The organism is Lysinibacillus sp. fkY74-1 (assembly GCF_053165895.1).
This window is the reverse complement of sequence record NZ_CP170174.1, coordinates 36319-58932: the sequence shown is the minus strand read 5'-3', so window position 1 is coordinate 58932 and position 22614 is coordinate 36319. Positions and strand designations below refer to the sequence as shown.

At 34.4% G+C, this 22614-nt stretch carries 12 protein-coding genes and 1 pseudogene; 10 read left to right on the top strand and 3 right to left on the bottom strand.

The window, feature by feature from the left end; all coding sequences use genetic code 11:
* Window positions 1–803: 803 nt before the first annotated feature.
* Window positions 804–1220, top strand: a complete 417-nt coding sequence (locus tag ACE1MS_RS22920) for a hypothetical protein (protein WP_447403083.1) — start codon at window positions 804–806, stop codon at window positions 1218–1220.
* Between the two features lie 564 nt (window positions 1221–1784).
* Here ACE1MS_RS22920 and ACE1MS_RS22915 read toward each other — a convergent pair.
* The gene (locus tag ACE1MS_RS22915) at window positions 1785–3023 is read right to left on the bottom strand and encodes a TolB family protein (protein WP_447403082.1); all 1239 of its coding nucleotides are present in this window, start codon (window positions 3021–3023) and stop codon (window positions 1785–1787) included.
* Between the two features lie 341 nt (window positions 3024–3364).
* On the opposite strand from ACE1MS_RS22915, the gene ACE1MS_RS22910 reads away from it, so the two are divergent.
* From ACE1MS_RS22910 to ACE1MS_RS22895, 4 genes are all read left to right on the top strand, one after another.
* Window positions 3365–4087, top strand: a complete 723-nt coding sequence (locus ACE1MS_RS22910; protein WP_447403081.1) for a DUF4085 family protein — start codon at window positions 3365–3367, stop codon at window positions 4085–4087.
* Window positions 4088–4294: 207 nt separating this feature from the next.
* Window positions 4295–4792: a GrpB family protein gene (locus ACE1MS_RS22905; RefSeq protein ID WP_447403080.1), complete on the top strand. Its 498-nt coding sequence runs from the start codon at window positions 4295–4297 to the stop codon at window positions 4790–4792.
* Between the two features lie 301 nt (window positions 4793–5093).
* Entirely contained in the window at window positions 5094–5609 is a 516-nt protein-coding gene (locus tag ACE1MS_RS22900) for a hypothetical protein (protein WP_447403079.1), read from the top strand.
* A 233-nt stretch (window positions 5610–5842) separates the two neighbouring features.
* A complete protein-coding gene (locus tag ACE1MS_RS22895) occupies window positions 5843–6253 on the top strand; it encodes a hypothetical protein (RefSeq protein WP_447403078.1) in 411 nt (136 codons plus the stop codon).
* A 441-nt stretch (window positions 6254–6694) separates the two neighbouring features.
* On the opposite strand, the pseudogene ACE1MS_RS22890 reads toward ACE1MS_RS22895, so the two are convergent.
* Window positions 6695–7926: pseudogene (locus tag ACE1MS_RS22890) on the bottom strand (IS110 family transposase).
* A 923-nt stretch (window positions 7927–8849) separates the two neighbouring features.
* On the opposite strand from ACE1MS_RS22890, the gene ACE1MS_RS22885 reads away from it, so the two are divergent.
* The 3 genes from ACE1MS_RS22885 to ACE1MS_RS22875 all read left to right on the top strand — a co-directional run bounded on the left by ACE1MS_RS22885 (window position 8850) and on the right by ACE1MS_RS22875 (window position 9848).
* On the top strand, window positions 8850–9272 hold the full coding sequence (locus ACE1MS_RS22885) for a hypothetical protein (RefSeq protein ID WP_447403077.1): 423 nt from the start codon (window positions 8850–8852) through the stop codon (window positions 9270–9272).
* Window positions 9265–9642, top strand: coding sequence for a hypothetical protein (locus tag ACE1MS_RS22880; RefSeq protein ID WP_447403076.1), 378 nt, complete (start codon window positions 9265–9267; stop codon window positions 9640–9642). The genes ACE1MS_RS22885 and ACE1MS_RS22880 overlap by 8 nt, the downstream gene beginning before the upstream one ends.
* Before the next feature lie 77 nt (window positions 9643–9719).
* Window positions 9720–9848 (top strand): hypothetical protein, encoded by a 129-nt coding sequence (locus tag ACE1MS_RS22875; RefSeq protein ID WP_447403075.1) that lies wholly within the window; start codon window positions 9720–9722, stop codon window positions 9846–9848.
* Between the two features lie 51 nt (window positions 9849–9899).
* Here the strand turns inward: ACE1MS_RS22875 and ACE1MS_RS22870 are convergent, their stop codons facing one another.
* Entirely contained in the window at window positions 9900–10640 is a 741-nt protein-coding gene (locus ACE1MS_RS22870; RefSeq protein WP_447403074.1) for a hypothetical protein, read from the bottom strand.
* Between the two features lie 602 nt (window positions 10641–11242).
* On the opposite strand from ACE1MS_RS22870, the gene ACE1MS_RS22865 reads away from it, so the two are divergent.
* Both ACE1MS_RS22865 and ACE1MS_RS22860 read left to right on the top strand, forming a co-directional pair.
* Window positions 11243–15136, top strand: coding sequence for a leucine-rich repeat protein (locus ACE1MS_RS22865; RefSeq protein WP_447403073.1), 3894 nt, complete (start codon window positions 11243–11245; stop codon window positions 15134–15136).
* Between the two features lie 232 nt (window positions 15137–15368).
* Window positions 15369–22601 carry an S-layer homology domain-containing protein gene (locus ACE1MS_RS22860; protein WP_447403072.1) on the top strand — a complete coding sequence of 2411 codons (7233 nt, stop codon included), beginning with the start codon at window positions 15369–15371 and terminating at the stop codon, window positions 22599–22601.
* Window positions 22602–22614: the final 13 nt, after the last annotated feature.

The window sequence follows — 22614 nt, the reverse complement described above, 5'->3', positions numbered from 1 at the left end:
CGAAAAATCAGTGTACTTCTTTACTAAGGGGGATGTATTAAATATACTTTTTCAAATAAGTTAACTCCAAAAATGATGTATATCAAGAAACTAAATAGGTGATGAATGTAAATGATTAAAAAATTTATGGTGGTACTTACTGTTGTTGGAAGTCTCTTTATTTTGCTCCGAAAGGTGAAATTAAAAGTATAAGTAATTCAAGGTGTTTTAATAGTACGTTTAAAAAAGAGACCAATGAACCACTTAAGTCTATATTCAACTGGGAAAAATATAGACAGTTTAGAAGGTTAAATGGAAAGCTATTTTGGAAAATCGTACATGGTAGTTTGATTTTTTCTATTTATTAAAGTAAAGTATAAATGCTGATGAAAATCGAAAGAAGCACCGATTCACTGTCTTTTAGACATGGATTGGTGCTTTTTTATTGAAGTTTTATAAAAAGAATGACCGTTTAAAACAAAGTCCCATAATTTATTATAGAGATAGAGTTTATTAAAAATTAATATTGCAAAACATTTTTTTTGTTCAACAATTGGGCCAGATTGTGGAATAACATTTTTTTGACAAGTACCAAACGACGCCTTGGGAAGGTTTCCAAGTAAGGTTTTATAAAAGGGGTACAGCCGACATTTTAGAAATTGTATATATCAAAGTTTACAGCCTTAACGTATAAAATGTGCGTTTTGACGGTACTACCCCTACTTGAAAACATAAAATCGTTCGTATTTTTTACAAAAAGTTATAATTATTGTATATTTTATATAATGAATTAATTCAAATAAAATCATAAGGAGAGAATTTTCATGGCTTTTAAATCAATTTTAGAGAAAGATACAACAATAAATGCAAATACTACCCGGATGGAGCTACTATCTCAAAGTAATAAAGATATATCACAACTTGACCCATTCTTGCTTGAAGATTTTTCTTTAGCAATTGAGCAAAAATATCATCTCGATATTATGAGTAATCATGATGGGAAAAATGATAGATACAGATTAATAGATGCACTAATTGATATTGATGCTTTAGTTAATAATATGGTATTACCACTTAAGCTTGAAGTTGAAATGGATGGAAATACTAAAATACTTGATTTTAATATTTCTCAGATAGACTATAGTAATAGTGCTGGAATGGAAAACCCTAAATATTACATATATTGCGATAATTCTGATAATATAGGATTTAGGTTTTGGTTCATTCAAAAAAAGAGTTAACTTTAATTGAAGAAGATTTGAAGTCATTATAATTTATATGACATACCCAAAACGTTCCCAAATGCAAGTTTGGAGAGAGACTGAAATCCAAGGAATGCTGTTAAACTAACATTTCTTGGATTTTCCTTTGAATATTGTTTATATAGCTTTTTATGCAAATAATATATAAACAACGCTACGATAGGACTTTTCAAGATTATGTAGAGTGTGTTATCTGAATAAAAACTTGTATATTTGACGCTTTCAAACTACATTTTCTATTGTTCCTATACTTCAATTACTGGCCCTTTAATTGATAAACGATATTCAACAATCGGGCGCTTTTCCGTAGTCAGGAAAGCTTCTTATTTCATTAAAAGGGCGCAATTTTTGAATTGAAATTTTGCCTTTTTCAGTAATAGAGCCAGATCCTTAAATAACGCTTAGTGACTTAAAACAGAGGTTTCATTTTAAAAAAGATGTACTTAATGTTCAAAGGTGAAATATATTGTAAAGCTTCTTTGTAGTAGTCAAAGTAAAATATCCTGATTTCCTCCTCTTCTACTATAAGGAGAGTCTTCCCAGCTATTTATAAAATACAATCTCTTCTACATCGAGAAGCCATTCCGTTGCTTCTGTGCCATCCGAATTGGCCTTCCAGAGGTTTCTTTTTGTGTCAATAATTGAGTAACCTCTTAGCCAAATGAGCTTCTGTATGGTTGGGACAAACTGAGGGGCATAATCTCCATACCCTTTAGGAGGATTGCTTATTTTCGTTTGTTTATTCGTGTCAATATCAATAGAATAAAGCACAGGAAGCGGGTGCTTGCTGAAGTCGTTTGTCCAATCTTGTTCTTTTATTCTCGAGGCTACGAGTAATTTATCAGTAATCCAATTGAAATCAAGATCTGCGTAATTGTCAGGCGTATATGACCCTGAAACAGGCATCTCCTTTACCTTTAAATCCTTATCTCTAAAACCAAAAACAATTCTTCCGCCCCCTGCGATATACGCCAACGTATCAGTTGAGGGTGCCCACTTAGGCTGGCCTACCTGTAAAATCATTTCGTCTAATACTTCGAAGTTTTTTCCTTCCTTATCGATGACGCAAACCATATCGCTATCCATAGACCAGGAGGCAGTTGGGGTCACAACAAAGGAAATCCATTTGCCATTCGGGGAATAGGTTAGCTGCTCGGCATATTCGGCAATCAGTTTGTTCTTATCAGTTGTCCCAATTTCTCTTGGCAATGTAAAAAAAGGTTCCACTCCCCCAAAAAGAATAACGTTCTCATAATTATCGTCCACTTTTTTTGTAAACAAAGAAGCGCTTGACCACCCATCGGGGCGAAGAGTGCCGGATGAAGAAAGAAGGAAACCTGTACCGTCCGGAAGCCACGTAAAATCGTTGACTCCGGTTGCGATATTATAGAACCGCTGAAGGTTTGAGATGTCCAATATTCCTTTGTTTTTATAAGCTATAACGTTCTTATGAGGTGCCCATTTAGGCGAAGAGCCATCATAAAAAATTTTCTTCTTTTCCTCCGTTTTAATATTATAGGTCCATAACTCTGACTGTGTTTCCCCTTTGTAGATTTCAGAAGGTGCTTCAACTTGATAAACCAGCAGGTTACCATCTGTCGACCATTGCGGTTTAGAGAATACCTTGCCCGAATTTGTCACTTGCTTTTCTTGATCACCTATTAAGGTCCACAAATTACCTCCCCTAATAAACGCAGCTTTCACCTGATTTTCTACAGCTGCTGATGGGGCTGAAGGAAACAGAATAGCAAGGATTATTATTAAGAAGAAAGCTTGTTTCATGTACATTTCTCCTTTCATGGATTATGTTCTTATTATCTTTCTAGACAGCTTTTTTATGTAGACAATGCCGCTTTTATTAACTAAGAGTAAAGAAAAATTGGACTATTAAGTTAGAATCCCAGAATAAAGTAACGGGGCATGCCTATATTTTGAACCAATAACTAAAAAAATGTAGAAGAGGAAGCGTACGGAATGTGTCTTTTTTCATTTAAGGGCCATATTAATCAATAACTTGTATTTAAATTATTTAGTTATTTATGTTATAAATAGATAAATATACGAGAAAAGTAGTTGAACAATTTCCCTAAATTTCTTAGTGTATACGAAGGATGAGGTTTATAATGAAATATTTTACTAAAGAATGGTTCGAGTTGAGTCAAAAAACAAGTTTCCATCTTAATTTAGTGGAAGATCAAGAGGCTGAATTATTTTCAGAAGAATACTTTCAACAGCTTTACAATAGCGAATTAATGGATTGGCTTACTTTACGAGAAGAAATGTATACAATTGATTTTAATAAAGAAGAGGCAACAGAAGAATTCGATAACGCCTTCATCGTAAATCAGATGATTTTAAAAAGGCAATTACCACAAATGATTTTAGAACAGATAGCTGATTTAAGAGTTTTCGCTTTATATACAGCATCTCGTAAGGTCATAAATGCTGTAACTAAATTTTGTGAGGAAAATGAAAGGTCAGTAAATGCTATTGGTGAGAATTACAGAAGCTATTATAAAGAAGCCTCCACTTCATTTGATAAAGAAATTGTAGAGGATTTTCGATTCCATGACTGTAAGGTAATAAATTTAATTCAAAAAGACACAAATTTAACATTAACCTTAAATAATTCAGGTGGTTTTACAGATGTAGATGAAGTAACCTTTGAAAATTTTCAACTAATAAAACAAGATGGTTTATTAGAAAATACATGGTGGTTGTATGAGGAAGTGTATAAAGTTAATAATCAATACGAATTTCATGCATTATTAGAAAATGGAGAGAACGAGTTAATTGACTTTATTATTTCAGCTGAACGAGTTTCCTTTACACGTAAGGACTTTTAGTCGAACAAAGTACTTCAACAATCGGGCGCGTTTATTAAGGGAACGCGTCTTTTTCTTTTAAAGGGCCACTTTCTTGAGTAACACATTTAAAGAAAATTGTTATGGAGCAAAGAAATTGTGAAGATTTTCACTTAAACTAAAGAAGCAGTTTAGTGAAAGAAGGATTCACCAAAATAAAATCAAATTTTAAGTTAATGAGGGGTGCCGATGAGAAAAACTGAAATACGTCCTTGGACAGAGCATTGGGTAACACAATTTTATAAAGAAGAAATTTTACTTAAAGATATTTTTAAAGATGAATTGCTTGGAATTCATCATATAGGGAGTACATCTATACCGACAATTGGTTTTGCTAAACCAATTGTAGACATCTTAGTTATTGTGAAGGATATTGAGAAAGTTGATTTATACAACGAAAAAATGTCTTCAATAGGGTATGACCCTAGAGGTGAAAATGGCATACCAGGTAGAAGGTATTTTCCGAAGAATAAGGAAAGAAGAACCCACCACGTACATATCTATCAAGAGGGAAATGAAAATATTAGGATACATTTAGATTTCAAGGGATACTTAATTAATAATCCAGAGGACGCAAGAAGTTACGGGGATTTAAAAATAAAATTAGCAAAACAGTTTCCAAATGATATTCATAAGTATCAAGAAGGTAAAGAATTTTTTGTTAACGAATTAGTAAAAAAGCTATAAACTGGAGTTTAAAAAGAACCTCTCGTTGAACTATTGAGTGCTTTAGTTTAACAAGTAAAAACAGTGAACACTATCTTGATATTCAACAATCGGGCGCTTTTCCGTAATAAGGAAAGCGTCTTTATCCATGAATGGGCCACTTAATTGAATAACGCTTCTAAATTAAAAATACGATTTTATGTTAATCTTGATTTGAGTTTGTGAAACAGTGTACTTAAGCTAACGGGGCAGGATAGTTGAATAAGGATGATGATATAATTAAGGGGGAATTTACTTTATTTTATAATTTATGAGGTGGAAAATGGACTCTTTAGAATTAAACAAATCTAAATATATTGTCTCTAATATCAAAAACATTCTGCATAAAAAGCTTATACTTGATAAACCGTTAACTAAAGATGAGGTAAAAAAAATAAACCTAGTTAATCCCACTGTATACGAAAATGAGAAGTATCTCATTCAAGAACGGTGGTTTTATAGTATTAATATCGGAGAATGGGAAGATGTGGAGATTTTTATTCAAGGGAATAATGAAAATCCCGATGTGGAAATTATCGAAATGGCAGAAAAAATATTCGATGAACTCCATCTACATATAAGCCGAGCATTAAAATATTTACAGAAATTTTTCCCTAATCAAGAAATAGAGAACTACTATCTATCCATAATATATTTTGGAAAAATGGTTAATTTTGACGATTATATATTTTCTGGGTTTAGTTTAGCTTTTATTTTTGATGGTCACTTTGAGTTTCAATATAAAGTAAAATTTAAAGAGGATGGATGGCCTATTGGTTTTGAAGGTGGGCCACTTTAATAATCTTAGATAATTTTTTCTGATTGAACTAACGGGCTTTAGTTCAATAACGATTTTCAATAATCGGGCGCGTTAATTTAAGAGCCCGTCTTTTTTTAAAAAGGGCCATATTATTGAATAACAATTTTTAAAGATATATTACCAAACGACGCTTTGAAACTTTATTTGCTTAATTAGACTTGGCTCTTTATTCTTTCTAAAGGTTGAACAAGTAACAAGAGGGGCGATAAATAGTGAGGATTCAAGAAGTAGAAGGTTATTTGAAAGGAAAAATAAATGTTGATACAGATTCAGTAGCGTCTATTTGGACAACATTTAAAGAATTTTGTGAGGAAGATATTGTAGGAGAAGATGAAAAGGAAATTTTATTCGAATGTGGTACTTACCGTAAAGAAATGTTTCATTTTTCGTTTGTGCGCCAGTTTACTGAATACGAAGATGATGAATATTTAGGAATGAGCCAGCTTCATTGCAAACTATTATTTACTCCTATTGATGAATTTAAAAAATTACAAGTTACAGAATGGTCAATGGATTTTGAAAGCTCAGATGAATTTTTTAGACATATAGAAAATCTTAAAATATTTAAAAATATAGTTAATTTAAAACCTAAAACAGTTCAAATTTATCAAGATGAATGTTAAGAAGTTGAGCTGTATATCTGTACATCCAATAACGAAATAACGTTCCCAAATAAAAGTTTGGGTAGACACAAAAGCCAAGAAACGCTGTAAAACAAACGTTACTTGGCTTTTTCATTGGATATTGTTTATACATTTTTTATACAAAGGTATATAAAGAGAGTTTACAATAAGACTTTTCAAAATTTTGCAGAAAACATTGTAGGGGTGTTATATGAATAAAAACCTGTATATGGAGACTTTCTAAATCTGTATTCTTCTCAATCCTATATTACAATTGCTGGTGGTTTAGGTGAAACGATCTTCAACAAAACCAGCTAATAGTTGTCAATAATTTTCATTAAAAATAATAAAAACATCATGTTATACTAAATTTGTGTATACCAAATAACCGTCCAAATACTTGATTTGGAAAGTTCAGGTCTACTTAGTTAAATTGTTAAATCAAGCTAAGTCTTGGAAAGAAGTTCTGCTTTTTAAGAGTGCATAAATCCAATGTAAGAGTTTGTTTGCACAAGCTATTACAGCTACTCTAAATGGTTTTCCTTCTTCCCGTTTTTTATCATAAAACGCCCGTAATTTCTTATTACGAGGAAGGATTTCATCCGTTGTTTTCTGTTTTCGACAGTCACGAATAGCACATTTAACAGCCATATACAAAGCTTGCCGTAGTCTGCTTGAGCCTCTTTTGGTTATTCGGTTGTAAGTACCTTTGAATGTACCAGATTTAAAGACACTTGGATCAAGACCGGCAAATGCGACTAGTTTCTTAGGATGATTAAACCTTTCAATTTCCCCAATTTCAGATACAATCGTGGCAGCGATTTTTTCTCCGATACCGGGAATTGATCGGATTATCTTAGATTCTTCAATACTTTTTGATAAAGCATCTATCTCATTTTCAAGCATGGATAGATGTTTTTTATATTCAAAGAGCATATTAATATACATATCTAAGCTTAGGGCTAGACTAGAATATAAAGCCTTCTGAAAAGGGTTTTGAGCTGCTGCAGTCATTAGCTTTTCAGCCTGTTTGTTTGCCCATTGTAAAGAACGAGAATTACAGAATTCTTTTATTTTATTTGCTAATACTTCATTATTGGCTTTCAATATATCCTCTGAAGTAGGAAATGCATGTAGTATTTTCAAAGAAACATCCGAATATAAGTCTCCAAAAACATGACTATATTCAGGAAAAACTTGATCTAAAACGGCCTGAAATTGTAGTTTAGTTTGTACAAACATATAAAATTATCGTGCTGTCTCGTAAGATTACGTAAGTTCGCAAGTTTGATACCACGCTTTTTATAAGGCTCTAAATCCTCCTTATAATACAGCTCGCAGAGATGATTAGCATCAATGATATCTGTTTTTACCTTTCGTAAACTAGAACTTTTTGCTTTATAAGAGATGAGTGGGTTTACGATAATTATTAAATAGCCTCTGTCCTCAAAATATTGAACAATTGGTGTGTGATAATGGCCTGTTGATTCCATAACAAGAGGGGGACGTTCTCCTGAAATATCTTCTAATTCTTTAATAAAATCTAATAAACTAGCTAACCCATCAAGATCATGTTTTACTTTGAAACTTTTCTTGTAGGGCTTCTTTCTTTCCAAGTAAGCTTGAACCTGACTTTCACCTTTTGCTACATCCAGACCAATGACTGGATTCATTATAATTCCTCCTTCAAAATGATAATTGCCGGTAACCCCTAAATCCTCTTTGTAGTGTCATAGCTTCGCTTGTTATACGAGATCATTGTCCCAACCAGCCTCAAACATGTTTCTACAAGTAGGGGGCGAACTGTTTTGCGGACGGGGTCTTAGCCCCACGGGCGCGAACGTTCTACCCCGGCTACCGCTATCATATATCGATATAAAAAATGGTCAACCAGAAATATTTTCTGGCTGACCTTATAATACGAACGGGCGCGATTTTCGGTACTGCACCCCAAAAGTTAGAGTGAGAAAATAACATTTGGGGTGATTTTTGATGACTAAATATAATGAAGAATTTAAATTAATGGTGTTCAAGAATATTTAAGTGGCTCTCTAGGATATCGAACGATATTGTTGAGTAACAGTGGCAATTGACGCTTATTTTCATATATGATACATTAGTTTCATATTTGATTTATGACTTTTATGATGCTCAGCCACACGGTAGAGCAATTTTTTAAACACTTTCTTAATGAGTGTTCTAACGATCCTTATAGGGATTCGTGTGAACTTTTATTTGGGAAAGTGTTTTTTGTCGTTCTCAAATATTAAATAAACGGATGTTTACACTATTCATCCTTGAACGTTCTACTAAAAGCTACCGCTTCTTGATTTTTAGAGATTAATCATTAATCAACAAGCAATTTTTAGAGGTTTCGTTCAAGAGAAAAAGTAAAGGAGGAACTATATGTATTTTTCATTTGTGAAAACAATCGACCAATAGCGAATTACTATTTAAATAAAAGGTAAAGAGTAATTTTTTTCTTAAAAAAGTGGTTTAAGTTTTCTGTCAGGGTGCATATTATACGTAAAGGGATATTTTTAACCATTTATTTGTACAAAAATATCCGCTGTTGTATGATAAGGAGGAATACACAATGGCAGAAGAAAAGAAGGTGAAAAAAGTGTTAGAGCTATTGGAGAAAAAAACTAGTATTGATATTACTGAATTGAAAGAAGAGCTTCCAAAAGGAAATAGAATTGCTATTTCTAATTTACGAAATACAAAGAAATGGCTACCTTTAATTGAACAATATTACACAGTAGAAGTTATTTCCGGAGAAGACACTGTAGCACAATTAAATCGACCAGAGATAATACCTTCATTACTTGAAGAATACAACTCCTTACAAGAGCAGTATGAAGAATTATTACGTGAAAATGAAAAATTAAAAATGGATCATCTTTACGGCCAACGTGTAAAAGAAATGGAACCAACGAGTGGAACTGAACTTGCAGCAAAGGCTACGGATATATTAGATGAGCTCATAGAAATGAGGGGCTCAGATATAGATGGTTAGTCGTGACGTGATGAAGGCTGCAATTAATCAAATTGCAGCCATTAAAGGATTAGAGATGGATCCTACACATTTAGCTTTGGATGTATATGCCTTAGCACAAGTGTTTAGTGATGAAAAAGAATTCAAGGACGTAATTGTGTCAGTAATTTTGGCTATAAAAGATGTTTTTAAAGATGGGAACACCGGTGATGATTTAAAATATAGACTAGAAGGTTTTAAATCGTACCATTTTTCAAGTCCTTACCCTGAAATAAAAGGTGATGAGGATATGAGAGTGGTGTACCCAGCTTATAAAAACACAATTATTTTAGCGTTTGGACACAGATATATCCCAACTGATTTTTATCAACGTTTTAAATCACGAGTTTAATATTCGTCTAAAGAGATTGCCTATTTAATAGACAATCTCTTTTTATTTTAAAAAGCACAATAATAGGAGAGAGAGTGATGTCAGAAAACACAGGACAATTACTACTTTTCGATTTTGAAGAAGCTGTTGAAGTTATAGATAATGCTACGCTTTTGGGTGTATCACCCTTTCCTCGGCTTTTGTCGCATCACCTGCTTATTCGTTAATTAATCGTGATATAGCAGAAGACTGTTTCGCTATAGAGATACTTTTGGGCATTAATCTTGTATTGCTACCAATATTCCATCTTCAAAATAAAGATATTTATCGTATAAGGAATACACCCATTGTTCTGATATATGATCTGGAGTAATCGTTCGGTTAATATCATTAGGTTTGCCCCAATTAGTAGCGAGAACTTGTTCTTTTGTCATTCCTATGTAAACTCGATTTTTGGTTTCCTCTATTATTCTAGCTTTTTCCTTTGCTTCATTTTCTGCTTTCATATTTGCATAACTTTCACGAGCTTCTTCTTCGTTATTTTTTATAAATGCTTCAATTTCTTCAATGTTTGATGGGAATTTTTTATTTATAAGAGATAGAACATTTTCATTTAAGTTTTCCATATCTAAAGATAAAAGATTGTAATCATAGTAATTGAAGGTTTCAGCTTTTTCTATATATTTTTCTAAAGCAATATTATAAAGTTCAATCGTTTTTTCTGTTGGTTTTAATTTTTTATCGACATTTTCAATAAATGAATTTTTATAATGGGTGATTGTATCTAAATAGTTTTCCTCTTCAATAAGTTCAATTATTCTTTTCTCAATGGTTTCAGCTTTTTCTTGGCGTTTTTGATCTTCAGCTGATAATTCTTTCATTTTCTTTGTATTATGTATCTCTTCATTTCCGTTTAACTTATTTGTAGCTTGTTGATTAGTACAACCAGCAATAAGATCATCAAGCATTTTTTTGTAATACTCTAGTTGTTCAGATTCTTCCGGATATAAAAAGTACAATCTGTATCATCTGAAGTGCAGTAATAGACCTTTTTATTTTCATTTAGAGGCTTGCCACAAGATGGATATTTTGCTTAAAAAGCAGCCAATGCATTTTCAGATAGCGATAAGTCTTTCATTTCCTCCACAAAGTTAAATGTGAAGTTAGCTACTCCATCATTAAAGTGCATGAATTTATTTAACTCTAATTTACTGTGTCTAAGGGAAGAACGGAGCGGACTTTAATTGAATTGTTTATTATTTTTTCACTACAATCTTTCAATAGCATGTACCATAATAAAATAATTAGCCAAAGGTAACAAAACAATGATCTTAGTTTGTAAAATTCCGGTCTAGTCTGGGTATTCAGATCTGTAAAGTTTATAATAATAAAACTTGAACACCAAGGGTTATTAAAATATACTAAGTAATATATTGATATTTGGTTCTCTTATTTTAGAAGTAGAAACAAATATAAAAAATACTAAAAACAAAATTCGGAAGTACCGAATAAATGCACTCATGTGCGTTTATTTGGTGCTTCTTTTTGTTTTTAGGGGGGATACATAAAATTCCAAGGAAAATGTTTGAAGCTTTGCAATTAAAAAAGAAGGGTGTTTAATATGGTAAAAAAATTTACAGCAAAAAAGTTACTCACAGGAATAGCAATTCCTGCATTAGTAATAACATCAGTAGTACCAACAGCTCATGCAGCGAATGGTAAATATCAAGGAGAGGGTTTCTCACTGACTTATCAAGTCATCAATGATACAGAAGTTAAAATCATAGCTATGAGATTAGAGGGTTTAACAGGTGCTTATTCTATTAAACTTCCTGAAACAATAGATGGTTATAAAGTAGTGGAATTTGATGCGAATGCATTTGAGAATTTCAGTAATCAAAAGTATTATGACCAGTATGGTACTTACCCTACAAATTACTTAGCTGAGGTAATAGTTCCAAATCAGGATATTAAGTTAGGCGGTTTTATTTACTACTCTAGAAACCACACACCAATCAGGTATAAAACAACTCTTGACTCAGGGGTAGACGTTTATTACGCATTTCAATACAACAACGTAATGTCAAACAGTTTAAATACTATGGCTCTTTGGGCTGACTACTCAGCAAACCCTATTACTTTGGATAAATTTGAGGTACCAGAAACAATTTTTGGTTTACCAACAACAACACTAGCAGAGTTCAAGGGAATGACTATAGGAGAATTAATCTTACCGTCTACTGTTACAAATACTGTTGAGAATGCTTTTGCTAAAAACACTATTGTAAATAAACTTGATACAACAAATCTTACAAACTTATTAAGCGTTCGTATGAACTTTGTTAATTTTGGTGGTGAAGGTAGTGAGTTAATACTAGGACAAAAGGCACTTGAGTCAAAGTATTTCTACTCTACTACTCAATCTGTATATACAGGGATAATCGATAAAGTTAAATTGGCAGAAGAGGTAACAAATGCAAAGCTTTCTTTATTTGAGGGTGGAACTACTGTTAAGAACCTAGAATTAAACGAGGGATTAGAAACTATTGGTACATCAGCATTTAAAGGTATCAAAGGGCTAAAAGGGTTATCTATTCCAAACACTGTTACAACAATTAATGCTAATGCCTTTAATGGTATAAAGGGTCTTACAGAACTTGTTATTCCAAAAAGCGTAACATCTGTGGGAGATAATGCGTTCTCAAACATGGGGACATTCAGTCAATTAGTTATTCCCAAGAATATGGTTTCAGTAGGTGTTAATGCATTCAACAACGGTACATGGTTTGATAAAGTTGTAGTAATGAATAAGTACTTAAAGTATCCTACTGGTAGCTTACCGTTTGGTTTAACAACAACTGGTATAGCTTTGGGTTATGTGGGTTCTACAACTGAATCTGCTTACATGGGTAAAGGGTTCATGCCTTTAGATGAAAATCAAAAAGAACCGATAATAGCATCTAGCTTAGTAAGTGGCCAATCTTATAAAGGTGAGGTATCACCGTCATTCACAACACAGTACGCTGACAAAGTTACTTATACACTGGACGGGAAGTCCTACGATGGAGTTTCAAAAATCACTGGTGGCGGACAACATACACTTGTAGTCACTGCGACTAATGATTTTTTAACAACTAAAAAAACATATACGTTTTCTATCATTGAGAATAAAGCGCCTGAAATTGTAAGTGCTGTACCCAACCAGACTATTGAAATTGGCAAGCTATTAACAGTGGATTTAAAACCATTTTTCTCTGATCCTGAAAACGATAAGTTAACGTATGAAGCAACAACATCAGATGAGCATGCATCAGAGGTTTGGGTAAATACAAAAGGTGAGTTAAAATTCACATCTGACATCTCAGATACGTATGAAATAACTATAAAAGCAACAGACGGTTATAATTACTCTGACCCAATTATTTTTAATGTAGATGTAAAGGATACAACAGTAACACCGCCAGTAGACCCACCAATGGAAATACCTGCTGAGGGTGGTAGTTTAAATCCAGTTACAAACTATAAAGAGGTAATCAACGTTGGTTTATTGGGTATTGGAACAAGTAAGACCATCTTTATCGACGGGTTATTAAATGACTTCGACCTAGATAAGATTGTACCTACATTCAAGTCAACAGATATAGATGTTGTCAATTCAATATATGACCCTGTTAACAAAACAATCAATTTTGAGAGTTTGAAAGCTGGTTTCAGTAACGTTCAATTAACTATCCAAGATGATAAGGGTAATAAGTCAGCGTTGCTATTCATGGTAGATGTCTTTGAAAAGCCCAATACCGCTCCAAACTATATTGCAAATGGATCGATTCAATTAGGGACCGAAGCTTATGTGGTTAAGTTAGATGAAGTTTATGCGGAAGCTTCCAAAGGAGAGAGTGTGACATACACGGTATCCGTTACAAAAGATGGGGCTGAAGAAAAAGAAACCGAAAAAGGTGTCTCGGTTAAAGAAGAGAAGCTGCCAGGAGTTTCAGAAAAAGATGAAAACACAACGGAAACAGAAACACTTACTACAGATGATAGCGCAGCATCACCTACAAACAACTCAACAAGTCAAGGTGGTGATGTACCGTTTGTAGAAGAAACCGAGAACCCAATAGCTATTGGAAATTTGTTAAACCGTACAGGTTATGTAGCATCTTTAAATTGGATGCCATTAATACATGTAGCGAGTAACGATACAACGGATACATTTGTATTTGAAGTACCTTCAGGTGTTACTTCCACAACACTACATAATGATGAGAACTTAAACATTCGTTTAGTAAATGGCAAGTTAGTCGTTGAAGGAAAACAAGTAGGCATGTACAATGTTTCGGTCCAAGCAGAAACAGCAGGAGGAACAATTCCATCTCCTGTAAATTTTGCCTTAGCAGTATTACCACCTAATAACACAGGTGGAGGAACAAACCCAGGTGATGGAGGCAACACAGGTGGAGGAACAAACCCAGGTGATGGAGGCAACACAGGTGGAGGAACAAACCCAGGTGATGGAGGCAACACAGGTGGAGGAACAGACCCAGGTGATGGAGGCAACACAGGTGGAGGAACAAACCCAGGTGATGGAGGCAATACCGGTGGAGGAACAAATCCAGGTAATGGTGGTAATACTAATGGAGGAAGCAACTCAGACAATGGTTCAGAGACAAATCCTAGCGGTGAATTAGAGGAAAATGACAATGGAGACCTTGTTCTGGATATAAAACCAAGTAAACCATCTATCAATGACACTGTCGATATTGTTGTAGATAAAAATTCGATTCAAATGATGATTGATGGAAAGCAATATGGCTCCACAATTAGCAATGGTCTTTCTAGCTATGATAAAAAACGTGTTATTCGTGACGAAGGTAAAGGGGTTTATTCGACAGTTCCACACTATAATACGGATGATCAAAAGCTAAAAATTACAACTAAAAAACCATATGGATTAGTGATTACTGACCGAGTGACCGTTCCATTTAAGGATATTAAAGGGTTATTTAGTTATGATGAAGTGGAAGACCTATATAACTACCTGATTGTAAATGGCACAACCGCTTCAACATATAGTCCGAATAAGGACCTTAAACGTGGTGAATTCAGTGCAATGCTTGCACGTGCATTGGAGTTAAGTCCAAAGAATGAAAATTACCAATTTAAGGATGTTAATGTATACAAGAAAGAAGTACAAGCTTTACATGAAGCGGGTATTATCACAGGATTCCCAGATGGTTCGTTTGGAGAAAGTAAGACGCTAACACGTCAAGAAGCAGCTGCTATGATTGGCCGTATGCTAAACTATATGGGTGTTAACACTAGGACAATTGAAAAAATTTCTTTAGAAGACATGGACCGAGTGAGTGATTACGCAAAAGGCTCAGTTCTGTATCTTGCAAGTCAAGATGTCTTAGTAAGTGGTCAAGAAATAAAGTTCAATCCAACTGATAATCTAACACGCGCTCAAATGGCCAAAATTTTAATGCGATCTCTGAGATTAAGTGAATGGTATTAACTAATACCAATTAAGTAAGGAACAAGTTTTATAAATAAAATTATACTAAATTTATAATTAATTATTTTGTATTAGTTGTAGAGTCAAATATAAAAGTATAGCGTAATTAAAAAAATTCGGAAGTACCGAATAAATGCACTCATGTGTGTTTATTTGGTACTTCCTTTTCTTGTTAATAACCTTTTATGTAAAACGTATGTTTCAAAATATAATAAAAAGGGGCGGAATATCTTTGTCAAAAGATAAAAAGAGTAACAAAACGAGGAATAGAAGAAATTCAACACTGAAAAAAGTGACTAACTTAATGTTAGTGACTGGTATAGCTGTCCCAGGTATAGTAGGAAATTTAAACGTACAAACAGTTGAAGCTGCAACAATATATAAATGGAATAAATATGCAATAAGTACTGGAACAACAGTACCGATGGAAAAACAGTTTGATGTATCAAATGCTTCAGAAGCTAATTATTTTGCTACACAAGTAAATGGGTCAATGAGATACGAAGGTATGTATATTATTGTTACGTGGCAAGAAACTACAGGAGGCGGAGAAAAGATATATGTAGGGCAAGTCACATCTACAGTTAGTAATGCATATCCTTTCGGAGGATACGGAGAGGGAGGCTATTATTATGAATATGTCGGTTCTGAGGAAACAAATTCTCCCCCATCCACACCCACTTTAGATATTCCGAACGTGCAATTTGAGCACAATGATAAACATATTATTTCATGGAGTGCCACAGATCCTAATGGAGACCCTTTAACTTATACACTATACGCAGCTTATAATGGTACTAATAACTGGATTCAAGTTTATTCCAGTTTTACCAAAAATTTTGAATATACAGTACCAATGGACAAATCGAGTGTAAAATTCAGATTAATGGTTAGTGACGGTAAAGCTACTTCAGATACTGAGAGCTCTATTAAATCTATACAACCAGTTATGTACTACTGGAATAAGTTTAAGCTTGTGGAGGAAACTTACGAAACTTGGGAATCTAAACAAGTTTTTTACCCGAACTCCGAAATGACTTCTGAACAATACTCAGCAAAGGTTTATGAGATGCTTGCTAATCCTAATTATAGAAATATAGAGAGACATTCGGTATCAACTGGATACAGCATTTTTTATGAAGAAAAGCAAATTAATAAAGGTGATCCTGTTAAAACTTTTATACAAAGCCTACAGGCAGGATATAATGCATTTCCGAACAATGCTACACATACAGACGGGTATTGGTATGAGCGCGGGCAACGAGTATTAGCAGGAGATACTACACCTCCTATTATCGAGTTAGAGGTGCAAAAAGATTATTCGTTAACTCCTACTATAAGTGTTCGCACATACGATTCAGGTACAGTACAAACAGTTAAGTGGGCTAAAGGAAATCAGTCAACGTTATATTTTGTTAATGGTGGTACTGAAATAGCTACAGGTCAGTCTACTCCTTCAAGTTTTACAGTTTCAGAAAACGGAATATATACAGTGTTTGCAATAGATAACAAAGGCAATAGTACAGTTCGAACTATAGAAGTTACTAAAGTAAATCAAAAACCAGTGGTGTCGAAAGTCTTTGAAGCTCTTGCTATCAAAGGAATAGGCAAAGAACAGGTGATTGACTTAACGGACCACTTTAATGATCCTGATGGCCATCAACTGAAATTTGAAGTTGTATCATCTTCAGAAGCAAATGTACAAGCAGTGATTGAAAATGGTAGCCAACTCAAAGTAACAGGTGTAGGCAAAGGTGAATCGAAGTTAACTATTACTGCAACCGATGGGTATGAAGCGACAACGGTTCAAGTGGATGTAACCGTGTCAAATACCAAACCAACCTTAATGGTCAATGAATTACCTAACCATGTCGTACTAGATGACCAGACACATCTTACGATTGAGGGGACAGCGGCAGATGAGGATCATGATGCATTAACAGCAAAAGTCAAACACCTTAACCATGTGGTAACTGCTCCTGTGATTGAAGGAAAGTTTAGTGTCGATTATCAGGGCAAACAAGTACCTAAAGGATATCATCATGAAGACATGCAAGTGACGGCTTCAGATGGTCTAGAGGATAGTGAAGCGTATACTGCTTCTTTACCTATCATTAAAGTAGATGATGCTGAAAGCTATACGAATGAAATGACCGGTCATAGTGATGGATATAATACATGGACACCAGAACAGCATGAATCCTTTTATAATGCCTATGAATCTATCTTTAAGTATGAGACTACACGTTCAGAGGAGGTACTTTCGGAAGCAAAGGAAGCGATCTCAGAATTACAGTCGAAAACGGTGGAAGCTAGTGAAACGATTACAAGCTGGGAAAACCGTTTAGATTTAGTGACTGCAACTGTTGCTACTGAAAATGCTGAAAATGCCCTTGTTAAAGCCGATTTTGAGCTAGCAAAAAATCTTGTTGAAACATTAGTTCCTTCAACTGAAAAAGAAGCTCTTGTGGACCGTATAAACGAATTGCAACGTTATCATGATGCTGACAACGCTATATCAGTTATGGAAGCTGAGAATGGTAGAATTTCATGGGATGCGATAAAGGATGCTCAAGATAAAGTGAAAGCAGTTGAGAATGCTGATAATAAGAAGGGTTTAGAAGATCGCCTAACACAAGTTATTAAGGATTACATGTCTAACCTAGAAACTATTACCCCAGATGATCTGGATAAATTTGGTGTAATTGATGTGATTTCTGAGAATAGCGACTTTTACGATGAATTTAAAGATGTCTTTAAACCTCTGGGGGATAATACAAATGCACAGGATTTAGTAGATTTTGTGAATGCGTTAAAGATTGCCCTTAGTGATGTGACACAAAGTGCGGTAGATACATTGCATAGTAAGGTGCCAACATATGCTCAAGAACGTTTAAACCCTGTTGTCATCACTGTAGATGAACTAGTACTATACCGACAAACTTTTAAAAGAGAAGCAAGTAAAGACCAAGTTCTATCTGACAAGGTCAATTCTGTAGACTTCCAGCAAACTAAAGATTATATGAAAACTATCGTTATAGCTATGCAGGAAGTCATTGAATACAATGATCTTCATGATGAAAATGAGAAGTCAGAAGCACGTACTGCTACAGATGTATTATGGGAAGGTCAATTACATAAGGATATGCAGGCATATCTAGATAATGGTATCCCAGATATCATCGTGTTAGACGATCGATATGAATATATCAATAATGGTCAGCTTCAGGTAGTCGCAACAATTAATGACTCAGATGATACAGAACATGATGTAACTGTAACATTTAACGGTGAGTCTAAGACTGTTAGAACGACGGATGGTAAAGTTGCCGTTACATATGACTTGGCTGATGGTGTATACGATGAATTTGTGGAGATTTACGCTAAGGATAAGTTAACAGAACGCAAATTAACAATCTCCAGCAAGCCTGTGGTAACAGTATCAGATGTGGAAATGTTTAAACGCTTTCTACAGGCATTAGAAGCGGATTCAGGCTCACCTTTTGATGAAATGGATAAAACAACAATTACATCATTAAAGGAGCTGTATGATAAGACATTAGCAATTAAAGTGAATGTATCCTCTGAGCGGGAAATACGAGAAGTAGAAAACACCGCTACTAAACTGGGTGGAAAGAACGGCCAGCTTGAAAGTTTAGTAAAATTATTTGTACAAAACAATCGTCTAGAATGGCTAATTAATAACTACAAAACTGCTACCGAAGATGACTTTACATGGGCAGGGGTAGTTGGTGTAACACCAGATAATATTAGCGCATTGAAATCGATTATTGATAATTATGTTGCTTCATTTGAAGGTGGAACAGTTAAAACTCCAAGTGTAGAAAATTATCAGAGTTGGATAAACCTCAGCACAATCATTGAAGAAGCAAGAACAGCTATTAAGATTGCTGAAGAACTTCATACAAAAGAAGAATTAGCTAAAGCCATTTCAACTGCTGAAGAAAAGTTAGTTAATGTTCCTGATTGGTTAACCGTTAAAAATGATTTAAGAAAACAGTTAGATGTAGTTATTGCGTATTCAAATGTGATAGAAAGTGTCATAAAATCTGAAACAACGTATCAACAAGCAGATAAAGATGCAGCACTAGCATTAGTTGAACAATTGCCTGATGGTACACCAAAAGATAATTTGCTACAACGTCTGGATGCTGTTCAGACTGTAATTGATGCAACTGCAGCAGTTGGAAATGCTGAAACTACTTTAGAGGAAGCTGACCAAGTAACAGCACAAACGTTAGTAGATGAAATTGATACTGGCAATACGAAAAAAGCTGAACTACAAAAGCGCTTGGATGCATTATTTAAGCTCAAAGAGGCAATTGCAGCATTAGAACAAGCTGAAACATCCAAAACACAAACAGAATTGGATGTAGCAAAAGAATTAGTTGAAGCTCTACCTGAAAGCCCTAAAAAGGAAGAACTTCTTGACCGAGTAGCTAATCTACAGGATACAATCGAAAACAAATCGAAAGAAGACCAATCAAAAGATGCGGTTAGCAAAGTTGAGGATTCTTTACTCCAAGAAGACCAAGATAAGGCACAAGAAAAAGTCGACTCATTAGAAGATGGCTCCTTAAAAGACGAGTTGCAAGAACGTTTAGTTGAGATTCAAACACATGTTAAATCATACAAGGAAGCATCCCAAGCTGTTGAGAAAGCAGAAATATCCAAAGAACAAACAGATAATGAATATGCCCAGCAGTTAGTAGATGTATTACCAGATAGCAAAGCTAAGATAGGACTACAAGAACGTTTAGATATAGTCAGTCAGTTCATACAAGCTGAGCAGGGTGTATCAAAGGCAGAAGTTTCACTACTTCAAAAACACAAAAATGAGGCCCAAAAGCTTGTAGACGCCCTTCCTATTAGTGAGGAAAAAGCAGCTTTACAGAATCGCTTAGATGTCCTGCAAATAGAAATCGATAACAAGAAAGAAGATTTGCTGGATAAAATTATAAACGACTTAGAGTCGGTAACATCTGACGAATTGGCCGATTATACAGGGGAAAAGGTATATGAAGAACTTATGCCTGATTACCGTGAGGGAATTGACAATTTAGGGGATACTGTGACTAAAGAGCAAGTCATCCAGGTTCTGAAATTAATTAATGCCTTAGAGCTAGCAAAGCGAGAGATGAAGCTAGAATTTATTATTGCTTACCAAAAGGAATATGCTGATGCATCTGTGCTCCCAACTTTAGATAGCTATCCTCAGCCAGCTGCGCTAAGTAGTGTTGTAGATTATCTGCACGATGATAAGGCCCTAAATCAAGTAATTAAAGAAATTGCTATTGCTCTAAAGGTAACAGAAGATGAAATTAGAACGGAAATCGAAAAAATTCTGAAAGACTTATCTAATGATGCTACTACTGGCAAATACCTTGTTCAATATCTTTCAGAAGAAAATGGAGAAGTTATTGCTGAGAACTGGATGACAGAAGTTCCGTATGGAGAGATTGAAGTAGTTGGCCATGCACCTGAAGGCTACATAATAGTCGGAGAACCTATTCAATCATTTACTCTGTCTGATGAAACGACAGAACACGTTATTTCATTTGTTATCAAACCCAAACAAGAAGAAAACGTGGAAACTAGTGACAAAGAAGAGAATAAGGATAATGAAACTCTACCTGACACACAGGATACAGACGAAGTTAAACAACCAAATAATGGTTTAGAAAGTGATAAAAACACCGAAGACGATGACACTGACGATACAGAAACTGATGGAAGCCTTCAGGAAGAAATAGAAGTTCCAGCTGAACACAATACAACAGAAAATGCTGATACCAATTTGACACAACCAGTAGATGAAAATGTTGAAATAGATAAGATTCGAGTGGATAAATTAACCGTAGATTTTATTCAAGCTTCATTACTTGAAACACTAAATCTTTCATTTATAGAAGATGAGGTTTTAGAGTTGTATGTTCAGCATATTCATGACTACGCTGCAGAAAAAGATGTGTCTGAATACACATTGGAAGAGCTTAGCGTTTTGTTAGAGGCAATTCAAGCTGCTTATGGACAAGAAATAGGAGCGGAAGACAAGATTTCTAAATTAGTGGATGGAAGAGTTAAAGATACTCTATTAGCTTTAATCGAACCAAAGTCTACAATCGGTTCAGAGGCTTCTCTAGTTCGCTCTAAAATGACGGTAGCTTCTTTAAATGATAGTTATTTACGTGTCTCATCTACCCCTTATGGAGAGTGGGGAACTGAAAATGAAAATCACGCGGAATATGTATTTAAAACTTTTTACGCTTTAGCAAGTGTTAAATCCTATAAGGCCTCTCCTTCTGAAAAATATAAATTGGAAGTGAAGGATTATATACTGGAAAAGTTACACAAAGGTTCATATAAGGCAATGCTTTTAGCAGAGTTGGGCTATAGTTTTGAGGAAATTGGAGATGAAGGAAAGACTGATTTAACGGTAGTTACACCAACATCTCCACCTGTAGTTGTCGACCCACAGCCAATAAAACCAAAACCACCAGTAGTTAAACCTGAATTACCTAGTGGTACAGTTGCAGAAACAATCGATTACGACGAAAATGGCAAATGGATTATTACAAATCCTGCTAATGATATGCTCACATTAGAACATGGGGATATTAAAATTAAAATTCCAATTGAATTTAAAGCAAAAAAATGGGAAGTTCAATGGATCCTAAAAGCGAATCAACATTATCAATTAAAAATTACGGCTGATGGTAAAGAAGTAACAACTTTTTCGAAGCCAATTCAAATTACTAAAGAATCCAAGAAAGTGTATGTTTTACGTTTTGAAAATGGTCAGTATATAGCTGTACCGTTTACATTTACTGCACCAGATCAATTGCAATTTAAAGTGAAAAAAACAGGGGAATTTAAGTTCTCCACAAACCGAATTACATTTAAGGATATTGAAGGTGTATTTAGTAAGGCAGCAATTGAAGAATTAGCAAGCCGTTATATCGTTAATGGAAAAACACCAGATTACTACAAGCCTAATGATTCTCTAACTAGAGCCGAATTCAGTGCTATGTTGGTAAGAGGGTTAGGGATAGATATATCAGAGGATTACGATGGGGTCTTTAAGGATGTAAAAGAAAAAGATTGGTTTGCTAAAGATATACAAGCTCTATATTCAACAGGCATTATCAAAGGTATAACTACAACGAAATTTAATCCAAATAGTCCATTAACGCGACAACAAGCTGCTGTTATGTTAGATAGAGCTTTTGAGTATTTAAAGGTTGAAAAAGATGAATCAGAAAAACTTGATTTTAGTGATGTTGCTAAAATTTCTGAAGAGGCAAAACCTGCCGTAGCAGTAATGAATGCACTTGGAATTTTTAGTGGTAAGCCAGGTAATTATTTCGATCCTCACGCTAATTTAACGCGTGCTGAGATGGCCAAAGTTTTACAAAGAACCTTAGAAATTGTTGGCCAATTTTAAATTAGTAGAACAA